The following is a 20,576-nucleotide window of genomic DNA, read 5'->3' as shown; positions in this document are numbered from 1 at the left end:
GTTAGAGTCCTTCTCCCGGATTCATATTTTTTAAATCGCTCCACGAAAGAGCAGCGTTAATGATAGTTGCAGCAAGATTACTTCCGCCTTTACGACCACTAACAATAATATGCGGCGTTTGGCTACAACCATGCTTTAACTGCCATTTTGATTCGCGAACATTAACAAACCCCACCGGAGCACCAATCACTCCAATTGGATTAGCCGTTCCTTTACGAATAAATTTGACCAATTCGATCAAAGCGGTTGGAGCATTTCCAAAAGCATATAAAGCATCGGGATGCTCCTGCACTGCGATACGAATACCGGCTTGTGTGCGGGTGATCCCTTTCTCTGCAGCTAATGCTTCGGTTCTTTCATCATCGAGATAACACTTTACTTCAATTCCCAACTTTTGAACCAAGGCTTTGCGAATACCCCGCGTCACCATATTTACATCGGTTACAATAACCGGTGGTTTACCTGAATAAAATGCATTGTTTAGTTTTTCAACAATACCATCTGAAACTTCCAGTAAATCGGCAACAGAGAAATCTGCTGTTGTATGTACCGCATGCAAAGCCACCCACAAGTGTTCTGGCGAATATTTATCAGCATCGAGCGATTGAAGAATAGTTCGGAAACTCTCGTTCATAATCTGGCGTCCAATCTTTTGAGTACTCTCTTTTTTACCGCTATAATATCCGCGCGGCGTTACTACCTTATCGTTATAAATGTACGATTGAGAGTTACCAATAATAACGATGGTAAACATATCAACAACACTAATATCCAAAGCACCCAAGGTAGTTGTTGTATAGCTTTCTTCTTCGCGACCAACCTGACGGGCAATTCCAACCGGAGTATCGGCGCTTCGGTATTGCAAAAACACTTCGCGAAGACGAGCCAACTGCCAGAAGCGTTCGTTACTCTTAGGATTATAAACCGCTGTAATAAAATCGCCTTTGGCAGCTGCTTTTATACGTTTTTCTATGGTTTCCCATGGCGTAAGCAAATCGCTCATCGACACCGAGCAAAAATCGTGACCTAAGGGTGCTCCCATTTTAGCGGCAGCTGCCATCATGGCACTAATACCCGGAATTACTTCCACTTCGGTATCGTAGTTTTCCTTGCCTTTCATCTCCCACAGTAAGGAAGCCATTCCGTACACACCTGAATCGCCACTGCTAATTACTGCAACGGTTTTGCCCATTTGTGCCAATCGAAAAGCCTCGCGACTACGCTTCTGCTCTTTCTTCATTCCGGTATCAAAAACCTCTTTATCTGCAATTAAATCGGCTACCAGCTGAATGTAAAACTTGTATCCAATAACTACGTCTGATTTATTCAAGGCTTCTAAGGCTTGAGCAGTCATATACTCTTTTCCACCAGGACCAATGCCAATACTATATATTTTATTCATCTTTGTTTTATTCGTAATTCTCTGTTATTCAACGCCAGGAAAAATAATTAATGAAAAATAAGGTATCTTTCTTTCTTCCAGATCCTCAAAATTGGTAGATATAAATTGCTCATCTGTTCCCACTTTTTCAACATAAACAAATGAACGATTATTTCTTTTTAAGAAGTCATACCATCCTTTCAGCACATTCATTTTCATTACAACCACTGCATTCGATTCATCTATTGATTTCTGAATCTGCTCAAATGAATCGGGGCGAGCAATGTTAAGAAAGCTGTGATTACCATCAACCAAAGGCATTGATGTTTGCGCTATACCAGCCAAAAAAGCAGGAACTCCGGCTATAGACACCACCGGAACATCGTTCTGTTTAGCCAATTTCATGATATAACCAAAGGTGCTGTAAAAACTCAAATCTCCCTCGGTTACCATCACCACTTTCAATCCTGTTTGATAATCGGCTTGCAGAATATCGAAAGCCTGCTGATAAAACTGATCTCGGTTTTCACCTGTCATTGGAAACATCAAGGGCTTGCAAACCACATCAAGGTTGTAATGATCTAAGATTCGCTTAGAAAAGCTAATGGTACGCTCTCCTTTGGGTGTTGCAGCATAATAGATCACGTCAGCATTATGCAGTGCCTTCAACCCTTTTACGGTTATCAAATCAGGATCGCCTGGCCCTAAAGCCACACCTGTTATAGGATATTTATTCTTCATCGATTTTTTCTTTAAAAGTTAGGTTTAGGGTTGTGGTTCTATAAGATGGAAAATCAGACATCAAACTATCTTTGATCTTCCTGATATCGTTAAAGTCTATTTCAGCCATACAGTATCCAGGTTCCATGCCTTTATATTGGGCTAATACTTTACCGCGCGGTGAAATAATCGTTGATACACCAGCGTAATTTTTCTTTGTTGGAGTAGTTCCTGTTGCGTTGCATGCCATCACAAAACAAGCATTGTCGTAGGCACGGCATTTCAACATCATCTGAAAGCGTTCCATCTTTTCTTCGGGTGTTTCGCGTGGCGATGCAAAAGCAAAAGCCAACAAATTGGCACCTTGTTGTTGATATTGTAAACTCAATTCAGGATAATGACTTTCGAGACAGAGATGCATCCCAATTTTAGAATGGTTCAGTGATAATAATTCCAACTCCTTGCCAAATTCAAATACTTCTTTTTCGTGAACCGACAAATGTGTTTTACTGTGTTGATGAATAATGTTTCCATCCCAAAAAGTTAGTTGTGCAATCGTTGATGCATTACCAATCATCATTGGCATCCCCACCGAAAATGCCAATAAATACTGCTTCGAAAGTTGTTTTAACTGTAAAATCGCATCATCAGCAACAGAAAAGAATGAGTCAAGATCAATGGTGTTATTGATATAACCTGAGACTGAAAGTTCGGGAAAGAGTGCATACTCAACATGTTGCTTTTCTAACTCTTGTAAGAAGCTCTCAATACAACGGATGTTTTGTTCAGCGGCCAATGTTTCCATCCACGAACATACGGCTGCAACCTTCATTGTTGATTTAGCTGTATCCATCATCTTTAATTGTAAATGTTTTGATGAGATACAACACGCATTATCTCCGTTACGATATCTTCGACCTTATCGGTTGTAACTGCTTTTAACTGATTACACCAAAATTCAAAAGGTTGATCCGAATCGTTAATAATGCGAATATGAAAATCTTCAATCTCATTAGCTTTTACCGGCTTAATTCCTTTTCGCATTAAAGCACGGCGCAAAAGTACGTACTCAAACCCATGACCAGCAACCGGAACCGTTACATTATATTGATGAGCCACTTTAAACATACCCGTTTTATTATCAAATTCAATCTTATCCTTCTTAAACATCGATTGAAAAGCATTTTGCAGAAGCAAGTCTTCGGGAGTTCCTGATATAATAGCCTCCGTCTGCAACAACCACAAGCGATCGGCCATTTGCAAGGCTAAATCTAAATCGTGAGTCGACATTAAAATGGATTTGCCCGTTTGTACTGCTAGTTTGCGTAACAACTGCATGACTTCTACACGTGCAGGTAAATCGAGAAATGCTGTTGGCTCATCCAAAATAATAATAGGCGTATCCTGTGCCAATGCTTTAGCAATAGTGGCTTTTTGTCGTTCACCATCGCTAAGCGAACTAACCAATCTGTTTCGTTTATCAGCAATACCACATTGCTCAATAGCCTGCTCAATTATTTGTTTATCGTCAGAACTTAATCGTCCTAAAAATCCTGTATGCGGACTACGCCCATACGCTACCAGCTCGTATACCGTTGCGTTTGGTACATTAATTTTTTCAGTAAGAACAACTGCAACCTGTTTAGCCAAATCTTTCTCATTCATCGCTTCAATAGCAGAACCATTAATGGTAACCCTACCCTCTATCGATTTAAGGAAACCGCTAATGGTTTTGATCAAGGTACTTTTACCGGTTCCGTTTGCTCCCAATAAACAAGTTAATTCGCCATTGTTAAGCCCGGCATTTAGCTGAAATGCCACAACTTTACCTCCTTTTGAGGAACGATAACCGGTTGATAGGTTTTCTATTTGGATGGATTGCTTCATCGATACAAATTGATTTAAACAGATAATTGATCGCGACGACGACGCCAGATTACTGAAATAACTACCGGCGCTCCCACAAAAGCAGTTACTGAGTTGATGGGTAGCGCTCCGTCGAATCCGGGTAGTCGTGCAATTAAATTGCATAGTAAAGCTGTTGCCGAACCCAGAATAGCACTATTAAGTATTAGTATATAATGATTGGAAGTTTTAGAAACCATCTTTGCCAGATGAGGCACAGCCATACCAATAAAAATAATAGGGCCACAAGAAGCAGTTACAGTGGCAGTTAAAACTCCTGATAACATAATAATCAGAAAACGAGACCGTTCGATTCGTAATCCAAGGTTACGTGCATAATTATCGCCCAGCGAAAGCATATTCAACCATTTACCCAAAAACAGGCTTAACAATGATACAGCAAGTGTAAACAGCAGGAAGTAGTTGGCACGATCTAACGACAACTTACCAAAATTACCCAATCCCCAAATAACATACGAATGAATATCTTCTTCGAGGCTATAAAACTTCATAATACTAACCAGCGAATTACTAAGGTAACCAATCATCACTCCCATAATTAAAACGGAGAGTGTACCACCCACGTGACGAGCAACCATTAGAATAATAAGCAGGATACCCAACGCTCCGACAAAGGCCGCAATCAGCACTGCCATATCGCCTACTAATCCAACACTACTTAAGGAATACCCGAAAAGATTACCGGCTATCAACACTACAAATCCGACACCTAAACTGGCACCTGACGAAATACCCAAAACAGATGGACCTGCCAAAGGATTTCTGAATAGCGTTTGCATCAGTAAGCCTGATATACTTAAAGCACATCCGGCTGCTAAAGCAACTAAGGCTTGTGGTAATCGGGTACGTATAAGTATATTGCTCCACACAACATTTGGTGTATCGCTATCAAACAATACCTGCAATACTCCTTTAAACGGAATATGAACCGAGCCCCAAGCCAGGTTCATCAAAAATAGAATGATTACCAATACCACTCCAGCCAAAAGCTTCAGTAGCGTAGTGTTTGTTTTTAAATTATTATTCTCCAATCTTTTTCCAGTAAACAGGTTTATAATCAGGTAGCAAATTGGGATGAAAATGGTGAATATAATCAGCTAATAAAACTTGAGGACATAATCCTGATTCCTCGCGATAAGGAATATCTCTTAAATTACACACCAACACATTTCCGGTTTTAAAAGCATCAAAATCGGCATATCGCTCATCTTCTTCTTTAAGCATTTTTTTGCCAAAGCCATGAGGCGAACTGGTTAAAACACGCCAATATTGAGCATTATGCGCCAATGCATATACCGATTCGAAGTCCATTGGTGAGGCTCCAGTCTTATTATCTTTGATTACATAATCAGCTCCGGCATCGGTAAATAACTGTGCAAAAAAACTATCACCACCAGCCACATACCAGGCACTCCCCTTCATTTTACCGCTAAAAACCGTTGGTCGGGTTTTAATATTTTTAGTTAAGGATTTAAGGTGGTTATAGTTATTGGCAATATCCGAGAAGATGGAATCAGCTTTGGGCTTTTGATCAACAAATAACGACATGAATTTAATCCATTCGGCACGGCCTAAAGGTAAATGCTCTGAGTAAGCAGCCATCGGAACCAAAGGAATACCCATATTTTTAATCATATTGTAACCTCCCGTTTTAAAAGGCGAAACAAAAATAACATCGGGATTGATGGCAGCAATTACTTCGGTGTCGAACACCCCTTCTTTACCTACACGCAGTATTTTTCCGTTCTTTACCCGATTCTTGATTTCCTGATTAAATAAATGGCGGCTGCTGTTAATACCTGCCACGCCATCAATGGCATCCAATTCAATTAAGTAAGCAAGTTGAGTTGAACTCAAGCAAATAATTCGTTGACAAGGAACTTTAATTTCGTTGGGTTTTAGTTTGCCCTCATAATTAGATGGAAGCAAATAGAACTGAGCCAACACACCGGATAGGTCTTTAGGATTAAAAATGGTAACGCGTGTTTTATTATCAAATGTATCGATACTAAAACCTTTGGCATATTGCATTTTGCTATAGTCACAACTGGTATCAGACATCTTTCCGTTGGAGCAGGATGCACACCAAACTAACAAAAAAAGCATTGTTAATTGCCCAATAAATCTAAACCTGAATATTCTTTTATTCTTCATGTTTAAGTTTCTCATTATATCCATCAGCCATCATTTGAATGTTCTACAATTTTTCAAAGGTCTCTTTTAAATGTTTGATCCAAACATCTACTATTGCATCATATTCAGCTAATCCTTTTAGAACCGTTTTCACTTCAAAACCTTGTGCCTCTAATTGCGATTTCCAACTGTCATCATCATCCCCAGCCATATCATTTTGAGCATGATCGCCTGCAACCGACATAAACGGTTGTAGATATACTTTTTTTATCTTTTGATCTTTCAGCTTTTCTATAATATCCCCTAACTCAGGATATCCTTCTACTGTTCCTAAAAAAATGGATGGTGATTTTTGCCAAAGATAATATTGAAAGCCGGGATAATAAACATTAGATTGATGACTTGTTCCATGTCCCATTAAAACAACGGCTTCACTTTTTCCAATATTTTCAGGCAGAACAGAAGACATTGCATCGAGAGTAGCCAACATATCTTCGTGCGTATATAGCAATGGCTCACCAATTAATACTACTTTGGCGTTTTTAGGCATATGATTAAAAGCTGTTACTGTTTGCTTTAGCGCATTAAATTCATCACCCGGAATAATATAAAGCGATTGTACAGCAATATGAGTATAGCCGTCGCTAGCCATTTTAGCCAATGCTTCGGCAGGCGAATCTACATGTTTACCTTGCTTTTGAAGTTTTTTTCGTATAAAGTTGGCTGTGTATGCCCAACGAATTTCAGTATCAGGGAATGCATCTTTTACCTTGTCTTCTATTCTATCGTATGCTTTTTGAGCATTGGCATAACTGGTACCAAACGTTACAAGAAGAATACCTTTTTTTTCCATTGAGTTCGCTTTTTTGGCGTATGACAACTGAAAGATAGCTACAAGAAAAAGCAGTGTCGTCGTGATTTTTAATGTTTTCATATTATTACTATTTCGGTATTTCGTTTGTATCGAGTCTAGTGTTATTGCCCTTTATTTGCAATTGATATTTCTTCTGCCGGATTTAACCAACCGTTTTAACCATTTCCAACTTAACAATACCCCGGTATAACTCACAACTAATCCACCAAGGCAAATAATAATTAAAATGGTGATTCGTAACCATGAGTAATTCTTAAAGATTGAAAAATCAAGCTTATGCAATCCACGAGTCAGTATACGTCTGGCTTTTTTATTGTTATTGAAATACTCCACAGCTTTTCCTGATTGTGGATCGATATACAAACTGGAATTAAAGCGATTGTTTAAACAGATTTTATATACCGGCAGAGGATGATAATACATCCCGTATGCTTTGTAATAGTTATCGTATTTATCTTGCAGTTCAACAGATACTTGTTTATTTTTTAATGTTTGCAAAGCATATGCTTCAATATCTTTTTGATTGATGGAAAAGGGAATTAGTGTATCATTATTCGTAACGTATACTATCGGCTTTTTATAATTGTTGTAATAGGCTTCGATTACAGGCACCCCCATTGCAGTGCCCCATGCAATTTTACGTAGTCCTGACTTTTCGGGTAGTAATTTCCAGATTTGCTGAGGCTGCATCACCGAATCTTGCTTTATGGTTTGATTCCAAGCCTTTTGAGGTGATTTCCCCTCAGGTTTGGCAGAAATCCACCCTGGAATGTCATTTGCATAAAAGATACCACTCACTAAAAAGGTTAAAAAGAAAAGACCAATAAAAAGACCTAAAATATGATGCCACTTATATGACCATTTTTTATAAACAGTAATACCAATTATTTTTCCTGAGGTATTTTTTTTAAGCCTAAAAAAAGCTGCTATAATTCCCGAGACAGATACCAGTATGCCTATCAGGCCAAGCACCAGAATAACATTTTGCCAAAGTTTGCCATTCTGTTTTATCTGGTAAAAATACATCATATGTGGAATTGCCCCTAAACGAGCCATCCATCGCGCATAACGTGTAGTGTACTGAATAACCGTTCCCGTTTTTGACGATACATATACTGCCGAATGTTTATCATCATCCAAATAACATTTGAAGAATGGAAGCAATGGTCTATAATATCCCCAGGGAAGCCAAGAATCTAATTTACTGATACTATCTACGCGAACCACATTAGCATTAACAAAACGCTCAGCTTCTTCGATAGCATTTGCTTTTGAAAAATAGCTTACTTTTTGCAGCGTATGAGCATCGGTTATAACCTGTGTTTTTCTTCCTTTATAATTTCTATAAATGGCTTTCTGTTGATATTTTTCAAGTTCCACTTTTTCTGACGATGACTCTGATAAACATTGAATGTCAATAAAATCATCATCCGAAAAAAACTCGAGATTTTCTAATCGTCTTTGTACACTGGCATGAGGAAATCCTTTAAAACATAGCACAATACCACTCATGCACCAAAAAAGGAATAACAGGCTCATTACTGAACCTGTTATTTTATGTATTTGAATGAAAAACTTTTTCATTACCGGTTATACTAATTATTCGGCATCATCAATAGCCACAATTCTGTCAAACTCATAACCTTCTGTTATGGTCATACCCTTTGTTAAGGTTTCGTTATTGATATCATACACATAAACACATGGTTCTGAATCTTCAGGATTGATGCCGATATACGCTTTATCTCCTAGTATAACAGAACGTTGCGAGAATGTACCTTGACTAAAAGGAATATCTAACTTTGTAAGTTCGTCGGTTGTTAAATCCAAAATTGCATAGTAGCAGTTATATGCACTTCCCCATTCTCCTGCACCTGTATAAATTGGATCTTGTACATATATAAGGGCTTTTCCACTTTCTAATGATTGAACGGTAACTAATTTTCCTTGTTTACCCGATGATGTGGTATATCCTCTATAAGTGTCATCAAATTCTGTTTCACCTGCTTTTATGCGTAACAATGACCCATACTGCTGAGTAGTACTGGTATAGCCATCAATTTTTGTATTACAAGCTAAATAATAGTCACCGTTTTCATCAAAGAAAGCTTTATCTTGCAATAATTGGCCATATGCAGTTCCGGCCATAAACTCAACACGGTTATCTACAGCAGTATGTTCAACACTCATATCATCGGCATTAATAAATGCCATATAAACTCTATCACGTTGTGCTGATTTACTATGACAATAAGAATACAAGATCATATCATCACTGGCACGATAATCAGCCAAACCAGAAGTACTATATGCATCCAAATCATCAGTTAGCCCTTCCAGTGTACCTTCATCTATAATAGTCATATCGGTTGTGTTTAGCTTAGTCCAAATAATGGCATCTTTATCGCCATTAGCAGCAAGTATTACTAAGGTAGTTTCACCAATCCAGGCATGAGCATAACGACGGTCTTTGTAAGAGTTAGTAGAGAAAGCTATTTCACTAACCGTTTCAATACCGGTAGATCCAATTCTATATTTACCAAAGCGATCTTTTTCCTGAGGAATTTGATAATAGTACTGACCTTTAGTTATAGATTCCTGAAACAGTTTAGCAGTTACATCTACTCCGCTTCCTTTAAAATCAATGACAGTCTCAGCATCATCCAATTCTTTGGTATTTTGTACCAGAAGAGTATTGTCGGATCCCATTCCGCCACTTCCTCCTATAGAAACCCAAATATCAAAATGAGCTGTTTCCAAAGGATTTGGATCAATATTTGTACCTTCATCATCACATGAGACAAAAATCATGTTTAATGCTAATACGATACATGCCGTTAAATAAAAACTTACTTTTTTCATTGCTATTTAGATATTAATTAATAAATATTCTGAGTTTTAAAAAGAATGATCTACCTGGCTTTTGCATTCTAAAATTATCGTAAAGTGTACGATCAAATATATTATTGCATTCTAACGAGATATTATACTTTTCTTGTTTTATAGAGTAGGTTAGACGGATATCATGCGAATATTGAGTGGGTATAAGATCTTTATTATAAGCCCCCAATTCTTTCCATGTAAGATAGTACCAGTGCACATAATGAAAATAGTATGCCATCATCAGCTGACTATCCTCAGCTCCGAAAGGTTGATTTTTCCTATAATTACATTGTACATTACTATAAAACCAGGGACGGTTAGGCATCTGAAGATTATAAGAGACATCAGGTTTTCCATCGTCTTTATACTTTGTTTTATTGATTTCTTCCAGATAACTAATGTTTGCGATTACCTGTAAGACATTATTATAGCTGTAGCGAAATTCGCCTTCAACCCCTTTTACCGTAACATTTTTATTGTTCTCATATTGTCCGTTTCCTTCATTTTGAGCAGCAATTAAACGGATATAGTCTTCTACTTTTCGATAAAAAAAGCCTCCCTCGTAGAATAAGCAGTGCTTTCCTGTAAAATAAAGTGTTCCAAAAACACCTGCATTGATATTGTCACTACTCTCCGGTCGAAGCTTAAAATTAGCATCGATGGTTGTTCCATTCCCTAAAAATTCCCTGGCCACAGGAAGACGAACACTTTGTTCGTATGATACTTTAAAACCTAAGGGGTTGTTCAATTGCAGGCGAGAACCAAAACCATAGCCCCAATTATTGGTAGTAAATGAATTGGGTACTTCATCAGAACCGGTTATCCAATAGTCATCTTGTTGTTCTATTTTAAGATGATTAATATAATCTTTTACAAAAAAGGTGTTATTCAATTTATTATTCCAAAAACTTTGGGAATAAGAGATTCCAATTATTTGTTTCCCCAACACATCTTCAGATGGTTCAAAGGATTCATCCAGATCGTCGTAGCGCTTATTTGATAAATAATTTATTAAATAGTTGAAATTGAATGTATGTCGATCATTCAATAAGTAATTAAAATTGACCCTACCAATGGTTACAGGTCTATCAATATGCCTGATTGATTTGGGGCCACCTCTAAGCTCATTGCCATCTCCTTCAAAAGATTTAGAACCATCCCATTTATATTTATAAAACGATGTATCAGTTACTATTCTATTATCCCAGGTGTGCATTAAACTTAAATCGGCCGCTAAACCCTCTACTAAAAAATTATGTTTTTGATATTGCCCTGATATATTAAACGAATTATTGCTACGGGTAGCAGCTCCTCGCACCCATTGTTGTTGCGATCCTGTTTGCAACTCTTTATCAGAATAAAAGTAAGAAGCTGATACCGAAAACAAATCAGCCCATTCTTTCTTTGCAACTCCCACCTTTATTTGAGAGAGAACCGAGAAAAAATCATCATGAAAACGTTTCGCATCTACGGTATGAAATCTACCACTGTAATCGGAAACCTCTACCCCTTTCATTAAATAATTATTCTTGGAATAATTAATACCTAAAGACGGTTGTATAAAAACACCTGATTTTGGGGATATATATTGAGCATTAAAATCGGCTTTATGAGTACTAAACGAGCCAACTCCATACGAAACATCCAAAAAGTTTTTTTTGTTTTTTTTAGTTATGATATTGATTGTTCCTCCCAAAGCGTCACTTCCAAGAAATGCAGGAACTACACCTTTGTACACTTCAATGCGTTCTACAATATTTACAGGTATATTGCCTAATGTAACACCGTTTCCGATGGAAGAAAGAGGTACTCCATCGATAAAATAACGAATGGAGTTACCGGCTAAACCGTTAATAGAAAGATCAAAGTCAGACCCGACTCCTCCATCTTCCCGTATTTTTATACCACTACTACTGCCAACTAAAGTGTTTAAATTATTTAAGCTACTGGTAAATTTTTTAATATTGATGGCATTGACTGAAAAAGCACTTTCACGTAGTTGTTGACTTGCACTTTTTCCATACACATCAACACTTGTAAGTTCTTTTGATTCATCTTTTAAAATAAAATGAATCACTTGATTATTATTTATTTCTATATCTTTTTTTAGGGTATGATAGCCATAGGCCATTACTGTTACAGTATATTTACCCGAAGGAATTTTTAAAGAGTAATTACCTTTACTGTTGGAGTAAGTACCCATTGCAGTTTCTTCAATGGCAACCACTGCCTGACTAATGGGGATATTAGCCGTATCTCTGACTTCTCCTGTTAGGTTAAAAACATTTTGTGCTTGAATACCTATTGGTAAAAAAGCAAATAGAATTAAGTGTATTATCAAAAACTTCACTTTCCAATCTCTTTAATTACTTAATTGAATTTCCCCTGTTTAAATACAAACCATAAAAACATATGAAATCAGCCATCGCTATTCTTTAAAAAGTAGGAGAGGAAACAGCCAGGCTGAAATCATATGTGGCAGATTAAAACATAACACTACTATTCTTAGTCATTCATGGCATCTGATAAATGCTGCATCCAAATGGCAACAATTTCATCGTAATCACCTAAACCCTTCATTACATCAGTAACCTGGTAACCTTCTGCTTCTAATCTTTCTCTCCACGATTGTTCTTCCGGATCTGTCTCGCCAGTATTTCCGTTCATATCATTATTGGCATGATCGCCGGCAATAGACATCATAGGCGAAATGGTTACTTTTGTTGGTTTTGGAGATAAAGTTGCTAGCTCATTAATAATTCCGCCAATAGAAGTTGTACCATCTTCAAACCCGATGCCTTCAACCGTACCGACAAAGAAGTTAGGATTGATTTCTTGCAATTCGGTTTGCAACTTCAGATATTGTGCATCGGCAGTATGAGGGGTTCCGTGTCCCATAAAACAAACCGGACCTTCGGCAACTGCTTCTTTAAATTTATCAGCCATTATTTCGGCTACTTGTTTAATATCAGCATCTGATGTTAAAAGTGGATTACCAACCAAACACTCAACACCCCGATACTTAGTCTCCAGATCTTCAACAGCTTCTTGTAACTCGTCGAATTCCTCACCCGGAATAACGTGCAACGATTGGATGGTAAATTTTGAATAGCCTTCCTGTACCATCACTTCAAAACACTCCTCAGGGGTATCTCTGTCGATAATCACACCATTTAAACTACCTTCGCCATTACCCTGACGTAATTTATTCAGAATAATATCTGAAGTGTATCCCCATCTGATTTCTTCGCCCGGGAAAGCAGTTTTTGCTTTGGTATCTACATTGGTAAACGTTTGTTGTGGTGCTTCGTACGATGATCCGAAAGTAACCAATACAATTCCTTCTTTATCGCCCAAAACAACCGACGAATTTTCGTCATCATCGCTACAAGCTGTAAACCCTGCCAGGGCCATTAAAAAATAAGCTACGGTTCTGTTAATCTTTTTCATTTAATCTAGGTTTATATAAGTAATTCTATAACTGATCGTGATATTTATGGTATTTGATATTTAATCCTACCAGATAGGTTCTACCCGGAGAAAGTGTGGCATAATGCGATCCGTAAGGACTATCATCGATAAAATTCAGCAGGTTATCGATACCTAATACGGCTGTTATGTCACAGTTATTTAAATGATAAAAGGTATGATTGGTGGTTATTTTCCAGAGTTGATATGGCTTCGCATAAGAGCGAGTATCATCTTCTTCGAGGTAGAATTTATCTGACTTATAAACCCCCGATACATTGGCGTTTAATTTATAATCTTTCCATTTTTTTGTCCACGATGCTTTGGCTGTGGCACTGTGAGCTGAAATTCCATTCAAACGGATGTTTTGGGTAAGGTTTTTGGCATCGACATAACTGTAGCCCAAATTAACTTTAAGCTGTTTAAACAGTTTAATTCCCACATGGCAATCAACTCCAACAGTTCTCGCCTCGTCGATATTATATCTCCATTTAAACTCCTCAATTTCTTTTTTACGATTGTATGATAAAGTATCGCCGGTTAAACGGGTATAATCATCGTCACCAATAATCAAATAATCAATCATATCATTTACCTTATTGAGGTAAAGCGATACTCCTGCTGTAAATGATTTGTTTTTATAATCGGCTGCTAATGAAAAATAATGCGACTTTTGCGGTTTTAAATCTTCATTGCCCATATACAATCGATGCATTCCCATGCGATCGCTCTCGTAGAAATAATAAAGCTCGCGCAAAGTCGGACTCTTAAATCCATTGGCATAAGTAGCCCGTAAGGTAAAAGGCTTTAGGTTGTACATAGCCGATAGTTTGGGTGTATACTCCATACCCGTTTTATTATAATAGATGGCTCGCACACCTGCTACTACACTAAAAGCATCAGCTAATTTTATCTCATCTTGTACATAAACCGAATAGGTACTGGCGTTGGCATCGGCAACCGTAAGGCGATATTGCGATTCTAACATTTCGTACAAAAACTCTGTTCCCACACTCAGGTTGTGAGTATCGTTTAATTTAAACACTGCTTTTGCCTGAGCAATCAGTGTTTTTTCGTCGGAGTTTTTAAAGCGATCTCCCGGATAAAAGGTTAATCGTAAAACACTACCATCAACCATGTACGACTCGTTATATTTATAAGGGTACTCGGTATAATACAGGTAGTTATTATAATCAACACTAAAATTTATTTTACTGTTTGGGTTGATGATATAATCTCCTCCGGCCGATACTCCCCTATTATTGTAATAGTAGTTGTGCATCTGGGCTTTAAACGGGAAGTACAGGGTCTTTTCGTACCACGAACCACCAGCATATACTTTTAATTTTTGATTGATGTGATAATCTAAGTCTTGTGTTATGGTATACGCATTACTTTTATTAACAGGCTTATAATAGGTTTCTTCTAAAAACGGAAGATCGTGATTGCTTTGCCAGGCATTGTTATGCTTCATGTTGTTTAACTGCCATCCATCGGTATGCCTGTAAATAAACGATGCTTTACCGGCCCATTTATCCCCATTAAAACTAAGTGTGTTTAATTGTTTAACTCTACCATAATTTTGTATTGATGAGTTATTGGTAACATTGAGTTTATACAGTGTTTTTTTGGTAATGATGTTGATAACGCCTGCAATAGCATCTGACCCATATAAGGTTGAAGACGCACCCTTCACAATTTCTATTTGCTTAATATCATTGGCATTTAATCGACTTAAATCGGTGTATCCACTCAAACCACCAGTTAACCTTTTGCCATTTACCAGAATCAGAACATAATCGTTACCCAGGCCATTAATCTTTAGGTTGGTTCCCATCGAACTCAAAGTAAAATCGAGCGAAGATGAAACGCCTGCCAAAACCTCTTCTACACTTTGTTCGCCAACTTCAGCAATATCTTTTTGGGTAATAATTTCGGTTTGAACAGGCACATTATCTAAATGATACGAAGTTCCGGTACCGGTAACAACAATTGGCGAAATAGTTTCGGCCTTTGGTGTTAAAGCAATATCGATTGTACTGATTCCCTTTGATAAAGTAATTTTCTGACTATATTTTTCATACCCCAAATGAGTAACCTGCAATATATATTCACCTTGAGGTAAATCATCAAAGCGATACTGTCCATCGGTACCCGACGAAGCAATACGATTAATATTTTCGATATATACATTGGCAAAGTCAACATTTTGCGAGTTGCTTTTATCGTACACTTCACCTTGTAAAACCACACTTTGCGCACCTACAGGCAATAAAACAACCTGCACGAGTGCCACAAATAACAATTTATGCATTGTAAAAAATTTACTAATGCATCCTGGAAATTAATTGATAATAATTCGGAAAATCATCTGAATCACTACTTACTTCTATTCCCGGAAGCAAAATATTATTAATCCAAATGGCAGGTTTCCTGACTTTCCCGATTCTCATCTCCTTCCCATTTTCGTCCGTTACGGATTTCTGTTCGTTAGTTGAACACCCTGCATTGCTGCCGGGTAACAGTGGATTGTGATTGATGAGAACAAATTAACACGTATGTGTTAACGGGATTACAGTAGCGGGTACTGTTCCGGACTCTCACCGGATTCCCTTTTCATCATCGTACCGATTTAGTACGACAATCACCAAATGTTGAGCAAAAGTAGAATTATTTTTAAACTATTTATCCATTTAGCAATAAAAATAAATGAACAATTGTAAAGAAATCGGGTTATATCTTGTTGGATTTATTTTGTAATGCCACGTATTAATGCTATACCTTCCTCGCTATTTACATTTATATTCATCAAACAAAACCGACCTAAAAGTATCAGCATTAAGGCCTTTAATGCGCTTTTTGCTTCTTAAAAGATTTAGTACAACCTGTTTTATTCAATGCCTCAATTTGCATCTCCAAATTCTGATCTTTGGTAGATACCCTTGCATAACCAATTTTCCTAACTTTCTCTTTTAAGGTTAACCCATGAGATACATTATTAAAACCAGTTTTTTAAGACTGCCAATGCCTGCGTGGGATGTATAGGGGAGAATTATCTCAGTAAATGGTGATTTGAAGATATAGCACTACCTTCCTTACTAATGACCAACTTCTACCTCAGATCCAATAAAATCAACTGTTTTGATAATACTGCATGACATTCTTTCAATACATCAAAACAAGAATGAATTATTTCCAAATCCTCTTTTTTCAGCATATAGGTGTTATAAGCATTGAGTTTATGAGCTACCTGATTCAAGTTGATACCCAGTTTTACTAAATCGTAATCCAATGTTCTGAAAAGAGTGTAAAACTCATCACTTACTTCAATATGTTTGCTCAGTCGTTTTCGAAATATTCTTTCCCTGACAAAATCACTTACACAACTAATTCTTTCCTTTGAGAACATTTTCTGCAATTTTTGTCGATCAGCTAATGTCAGATACACCTTTAACTGCACATTTCGTTTCTTATCATCATCTATTTTTGGTCTCATAATATTCATTAACTACCCATAAATTTCATCATCTCTCGGAGAGCAAGAATTTTGTTTTCAGGTACTGAAAAACACATCTTGCATTTGTTTTTAACAGATAACATATCAGCCACAATTTCCTAATAAGATTCTATTCCATTTTCTAACTTCATATACATACATTACTGCTTTTTTACATGCGTAAGCCACCTATTAAAAAGGTCATGGTTTCGCAAAAGGAAACGGAATAAATAGCCCTTGCGTGAGCAAGAGAAATCAATTCAAATAGATTTTGAGCGGACAAAGCAAAGGGCTTGTATTATGAGGTACGAAATAATAACAAGCTTTTTGCTGTCGGACTTGTGCGTTGGCAAATAAAATGTGTTCGATTGATTTCGGCGGGTTTATGCCGAACGCTTTTGCAGGGAACCATGGCCGACAGCATCTTTGCTGAAGCATGGATAAAAAAGCCTGCCTTAAAAAAAATCTCTTTGATTATCATATGTCTGTAATTTAATCCTGCTTTATTGCAGAATTTTAAATTACCGGATGGATTCTAACTTTACAATATATAAAATGTGCCAAAACCAACCAAATAGTATGACATCCTGTATCTTAAGGAATATTTATAGCTGTCAATTGAAAAAAAGTAGAAAAAATAAGATATCATTTTCTACCGATCGTTTCTCTATCCTCCTTCAAAAATTAATGTCTCTTTCTGTTGAATTGCAAGAGTATATAAACTCCATCCAATGATGTCGCTCTTGTATTAACAAAAAGTGCCATTTTAGCAATTTTTCGGAGGAGCGATACACTATACGGCAGAAATATTAAAGTGATTAAAAAGAACATAGTTGGGCCATATTAATTATCTTTTGGGAGGAAGCTCTGACTATTGGCAGAAATATGTCATAATTATGAAAAAAAGGCCATTCAAAAGCGATTAAATTGTGTTAAAAATTATTAAATCAACCACTTACAAATGTTAAGTGCAAATTATGTGCAAATAAAAAAAGCAGCTACAACTTATCGATGTAACTGCTTCTTACAGAGGGTGGGCCCACCTGGGCTTGAACCAGGGACCCCCTGATTATGAGTCAGGTGCTCTAACCAGCTGAGCTATAGGCCCGGCATTTAAAGGTGTAATACCTTTTCAGCGGATGCAAAAATAGAAAGGAATTTGTTATTATCAAAAGCCTTTAGCTATAAAATAACACTAAATGTTGCATATTTTTCATCATCCACACCTATTATTCACGTATACAATAGGATATAAAAAGTATTAATCTGAATTATTTTTTCTTTCCTGCCAAATTGCCATCCATAATACCTTTAACGACGGCAACTAACCCAATTATAAATAGAATTGGTGGATAATAGAAGATATATCCAGCTGCTAATCCTCCAAAAAACCAAACTATGGCAATAGTTATCATAACAACCCCTCCCAAAACACCTTTTTTCATCCCTTGCTTTTCTGCTCCAAAAAAGCCACTGGAAACTTCTTCTTCCTCTGCTTCTGATCTTAATTTCTCCAACCGTACTGCTTCCGCTTCGTCAAGTTCCCCATCATCACATCGATCTTGGAAGTTTGGCTTTTCCATTGTTAATCCACAAATAAGCCCCACAGAAGGGCTAAATTTTCGCTTGGTACAGACTTTGCACTGCTGCAGATTCATTATTGTCATATGATTAGAATTTAGTTAACGATACAATATATATAATTATTAAATAAATAGGGTAACTGAATCGAATATAAAATGAATCTACTTATGAAATAAAAATGGCGGTCTTTATGTAAGACCGCCTCATGAAACAAACCAATTCTTAGTTATGATTCCACACTATTAGATGTAACCCATTCGTTATAGGCTCCATCGTAAACTTTTACATTGGAATAACCAAGAGTAGATGTTAGTATAGCATATAGCAATCCAGCCCTTGTACTGGTTTGACAGTAAAGAATAACTTCTTTATCCTTTGTTACTCCTTTTGATGAAAATAGCTTCTTCAATTCATCAGAAGATTTAATTAATCCTTTTTCATCACGCATTAAATCAGAGTTTATACTGATAGCTCCAGGGATATGCCCTTTACTTTTTGGATCTGTTCCATTATAATATGCATCAGCTCTGGCATCAACCAAAACAACATTGCCATTACTAATCTTTGTTTTCACATCCTTTTCGCAAAAATAGGACGACTTATCCCAACTAGCTTCAACTTTACATTTCTTTGCCATCTTAGGATTTCTGGTTACTGGTTTACGAGCCGCTTTCCAGGCATCCAGATTACCATCCAGTAATTTTACATCAGTTGCACCCATCATTTTAAGTACCCAATACATTCGTCCTGCATTACTTCCTTTATTGCAATACAAGATGATTTCTTTATTTAAATCAACACCATGATTACCGAGTATAGTAGCTACATCCGATTCACTTTTAAGTATTCCTTCAACAGGTGATTCAGTAGATAATTCTTCCACAGGAACACTAATTGCATTTCGTATATGTACCTTCTGGTAATCAGACTTTTTTCTGGCATCAATTATAATACATTTCTGATCGTTTAATTTTCCAGCTAATTCTTTTACAGAGATAAAATCTCCCTGAGCATAACTCCCTAACGAATAAGCTATAAGAGCCAGCATTATAATAAACTTTTTCATATGAATATCTTTTAGTTAAAACTTAACTTGAAGTTGTACATAAAGACCATCGTCGTTTATCTCCACCGGATCTTCTGCCCGGTATAAGTAATTAACTTGTAGTCGAGTCCAGTCATTAAAGAAATAATTAACTCCAAAAGTCATTATGTCTTCCTTATAATCATTGATACCTGCATCAAAAAATTCATATTTAAACACAGGCTCAATATTCCACTTAGTTAAATACATTGCCTGAACATAGGCTCCTGATCTTTCATCTCCGAGGGCAATCAATTCCCCTCCACATCCTCCTCCAAGAGAACGATCGTATTCACCTTCATCAACAATATATTCGGCCATCAATCGGAAATTAGAATAATTTACTTCCGCTTCTACGGCATATGAAGTTCGTTTATCATCGTCGGTGGTAGGGTAACCTAATCGATAACTACCTCCCACATATAGAAAATCAAGGGGGTGAAATACCACACGACCAACAATATCTTTTGAGTTATTGTTATCTTTCTTCAATCCTGCTCCATTCATGTAGGCCAATCGATACTGAAGAAATGTATTACGGTCTCCTCCCAGAATCATCAAACCAATATCACGCTGTGGCACTACTAATTGATCAACAGCCCTTGAGCGAAAAACGGTATGTAATCCGCTACAGGCTGTTCCACCTAAATCTAAACTAAACGGATTTTTAAATGATCCGATTGACACATTAGCCCACTCCCAACGATTATAGGTAATGAATGCATCTAACAGGTAAGCACTTGAATTACTGCTAAGCATTGGACTCATTTCCATGATAACATAATATGAAAAATCGTAAGGTATATTACCGGTAGCACCTAATCGAGCTCTTCTGAAACCAAAGGAACTGGTTGTTTCATCTTTGAACTGCTGATCGTACTCAGCCTGAAGAAAACCAAATATTTTCAGCGCTTCGTCATCACTTGCTGTACCCTCACAGCCTTGAGCCCAACCGTGAAGTGGTACCAGCAAAGCTGTTAAAAGAACTATAAATAGCTTATTCATAATTTTATTGATTAAAACGGGT

17 protein-coding genes, 1 tRNA gene and 1 riboswitch are annotated in these 20,576 nt (G+C 37.0%); all 18 genes read right to left on the bottom strand.

What is annotated here, in order from left to right; translation table 11 throughout:
- Position 1: 1 nt before the first annotated feature.
- Positions 2-1,402 (bottom strand): precorrin-3B C(17)-methyltransferase, encoded by a 1,401-nt coding sequence (cobJ, locus tag KEM10_RS14855; RefSeq protein WP_212216814.1) that lies wholly within the window; start codon positions 1,400-1,402, stop codon positions 2-4.
- Between the two features lie 24 nt (positions 1,403-1,426).
- Positions 1,427-2,122 (bottom strand): precorrin-2 C(20)-methyltransferase, encoded by a 696-nt coding sequence (cobI, locus tag KEM10_RS14850; RefSeq protein ID WP_212216813.1) that lies wholly within the window; start codon positions 2,120-2,122, stop codon positions 1,427-1,429.
- Positions 2,112-2,957, bottom strand: coding sequence for a carbon-nitrogen hydrolase family protein (locus KEM10_RS14845; protein WP_212216812.1), 846 nt, complete (start codon positions 2,955-2,957; stop codon positions 2,112-2,114). The genes cobI and KEM10_RS14845 overlap by 11 nt, the downstream gene beginning before the upstream one ends.
- A gap of 2 nt (positions 2,958-2,959) precedes the next feature.
- Positions 2,960-3,988 carry an ABC transporter ATP-binding protein gene (locus tag KEM10_RS14840; RefSeq protein WP_212216811.1) on the bottom strand — a complete coding sequence of 343 codons (1,029 nt, stop codon included), beginning with the start codon at positions 3,986-3,988 and terminating at the stop codon, positions 2,960-2,962.
- Between the two features lie 14 nt (positions 3,989-4,002).
- Positions 4,003-5,058, bottom strand: coding sequence for a FecCD family ABC transporter permease (locus tag KEM10_RS14835; RefSeq protein WP_244825885.1), 1,056 nt, complete (start codon positions 5,056-5,058; stop codon positions 4,003-4,005).
- Positions 5,048-6,181, bottom strand: a complete 1,134-nt coding sequence (locus KEM10_RS14830) for an ABC transporter substrate-binding protein (RefSeq protein ID WP_212216810.1) — start codon at positions 6,179-6,181, stop codon at positions 5,048-5,050. Before KEM10_RS14830 ends, KEM10_RS14835 begins: the two co-directional genes overlap by 11 nt.
- Before the next feature lie 43 nt (positions 6,182-6,224).
- Positions 6,225-7,094 (bottom strand): sirohydrochlorin cobaltochelatase, encoded by an 870-nt coding sequence (locus KEM10_RS14825; RefSeq protein ID WP_212216809.1) that lies wholly within the window; start codon positions 7,092-7,094, stop codon positions 6,225-6,227.
- Positions 7,095-7,145: 51 nt separating this feature from the next.
- A complete protein-coding gene (locus KEM10_RS14820; RefSeq protein WP_212216808.1) occupies positions 7,146-8,618 on the bottom strand; it encodes a PepSY domain-containing protein in 1,473 nt (490 codons plus the stop codon).
- Between the two features lie 15 nt (positions 8,619-8,633).
- Entirely contained in the window at positions 8,634-9,896 is a 1,263-nt protein-coding gene (locus KEM10_RS14815) for a hypothetical protein (protein WP_212216807.1), read from the bottom strand.
- A 13-nt stretch (positions 9,897-9,909) separates the two neighbouring features.
- The gene (locus tag KEM10_RS14810) at positions 9,910-12,267 is read right to left on the bottom strand and encodes a TonB-dependent receptor (protein ID WP_212216806.1); all 2,358 of its coding nucleotides are present in this window, start codon (positions 12,265-12,267) and stop codon (positions 9,910-9,912) included.
- A 155-nt stretch (positions 12,268-12,422) separates the two neighbouring features.
- Positions 12,423-13,367 (bottom strand): sirohydrochlorin cobaltochelatase, encoded by a 945-nt coding sequence (locus KEM10_RS14805; protein WP_212216805.1) that lies wholly within the window; start codon positions 13,365-13,367, stop codon positions 12,423-12,425.
- A gap of 25 nt (positions 13,368-13,392) precedes the next feature.
- A complete protein-coding gene (locus tag KEM10_RS14800; RefSeq protein ID WP_212216804.1) occupies positions 13,393-15,699 on the bottom strand; it encodes a TonB-dependent receptor in 2,307 nt (768 codons plus the stop codon).
- 92 nt (positions 15,700-15,791) lie between these two features.
- Positions 15,792-16,052, bottom strand: a riboswitch (cobalamin riboswitch).
- Between the two features lie 180 nt (positions 16,053-16,232).
- Entirely contained in the window at positions 16,233-16,340 is a 108-nt protein-coding gene (locus tag KEM10_RS14795) for a recombinase family protein (RefSeq protein WP_212216861.1), read from the bottom strand.
- A 157-nt stretch (positions 16,341-16,497) separates the two neighbouring features.
- On the bottom strand, positions 16,498-16,881 hold the full coding sequence (locus KEM10_RS14790) for a plasmid mobilization protein (protein ID WP_212216803.1): 384 nt from the start codon (positions 16,879-16,881) through the stop codon (positions 16,498-16,500).
- 1,034 nt (positions 16,882-17,915) lie between these two features.
- A tRNA-Ile gene (locus tag KEM10_RS14785) sits at positions 17,916-17,989 on the bottom strand.
- Between the two features lie 163 nt (positions 17,990-18,152).
- Positions 18,153-18,548, bottom strand: coding sequence for a hypothetical protein (locus KEM10_RS14780; protein ID WP_212216802.1), 396 nt, complete (start codon positions 18,546-18,548; stop codon positions 18,153-18,155).
- 143 nt (positions 18,549-18,691) lie between these two features.
- A complete protein-coding gene (locus KEM10_RS14775) occupies positions 18,692-19,531 on the bottom strand; it encodes a sulfurtransferase (RefSeq protein ID WP_212216801.1) in 840 nt (279 codons plus the stop codon).
- Between the two features lie 15 nt (positions 19,532-19,546).
- Positions 19,547-20,554, bottom strand: a complete 1,008-nt coding sequence (locus KEM10_RS14770; RefSeq protein ID WP_212216800.1) for a porin — start codon at positions 20,552-20,554, stop codon at positions 19,547-19,549.
- Positions 20,555-20,576: the final 22 nt, after the last annotated feature.

The sequence above is a fragment of the Carboxylicivirga linearis genome (assembly GCF_018271995.1).
Taxonomy (GTDB): domain Bacteria; phylum Bacteroidota; class Bacteroidia; order Bacteroidales; family Marinilabiliaceae; genus Carboxylicivirga; species Carboxylicivirga linearis.
This window is presented reverse-complemented; position numbering and strand designations above follow the sequence as displayed.

Bases quoted from the DNA above. Each gene is read 5' to 3' on its own strand.
- KEM10_RS14840 (WP_212216811.1), bottom strand. From the start codon at position 3,988: ATGAAGCAATCCATCCAAATAGAAAACCTATCAACCGGTTATCGTTCC.
- KEM10_RS14790 (WP_212216803.1), bottom strand. From the start codon at position 16,881: ATGAGACCAAAAATAGATGATGATAAGAAACGAAATGTGCAGTTAAAG.
- KEM10_RS14820 (WP_212216808.1), bottom strand. From the start codon at position 8,618: ATGAAAAAGTTTTTCATTCAAATACATAAAATAACAGGTTCAGTAATG.
- KEM10_RS14825 (WP_212216809.1), bottom strand. From the start codon at position 7,094: ATGAAAACATTAAAAATCACGACGACACTGCTTTTTCTTGTAGCTATC.
- KEM10_RS14800 (WP_212216804.1), bottom strand. From the start codon at position 15,699: ATGCATAAATTGTTATTTGTGGCACTCGTGCAGGTTGTTTTATTGCCT.
- KEM10_RS14830 (WP_212216810.1), bottom strand. From the start codon at position 6,181: ATGAAGAATAAAAGAATATTCAGGTTTAGATTTATTGGGCAATTAACA.
- KEM10_RS14770 (WP_212216800.1), bottom strand. From the start codon at position 20,554: ATGAATAAGCTATTTATAGTTCTTTTAACAGCTTTGCTGGTACCACTT.
- KEM10_RS14805 (WP_212216805.1), bottom strand. From the start codon at position 13,367: ATGAAAAAGATTAACAGAACCGTAGCTTATTTTTTAATGGCCCTGGCA.
- KEM10_RS14845 (WP_212216812.1), bottom strand. From the start codon at position 2,957: ATGATGGATACAGCTAAATCAACAATGAAGGTTGCAGCCGTATGTTCG.
- cobI (WP_212216813.1), bottom strand. From the start codon at position 2,122: ATGAAGAATAAATATCCTATAACAGGTGTGGCTTTAGGGCCAGGCGAT.
- KEM10_RS14780 (WP_212216802.1), bottom strand. From the start codon at position 18,548: ATGACAATAATGAATCTGCAGCAGTGCAAAGTCTGTACCAAGCGAAAA.
- KEM10_RS14775 (WP_212216801.1), bottom strand. From the start codon at position 19,531: ATGAAAAAGTTTATTATAATGCTGGCTCTTATAGCTTATTCGTTAGGG.
- cobJ (WP_212216814.1), bottom strand. From the start codon at position 1,402: ATGAATAAAATATATAGTATTGGCATTGGTCCTGGTGGAAAAGAGTAT.
- KEM10_RS14815 (WP_212216807.1), bottom strand. From the start codon at position 9,896: ATGAAAAAAGTAAGTTTTTATTTAACGGCATGTATCGTATTAGCATTA.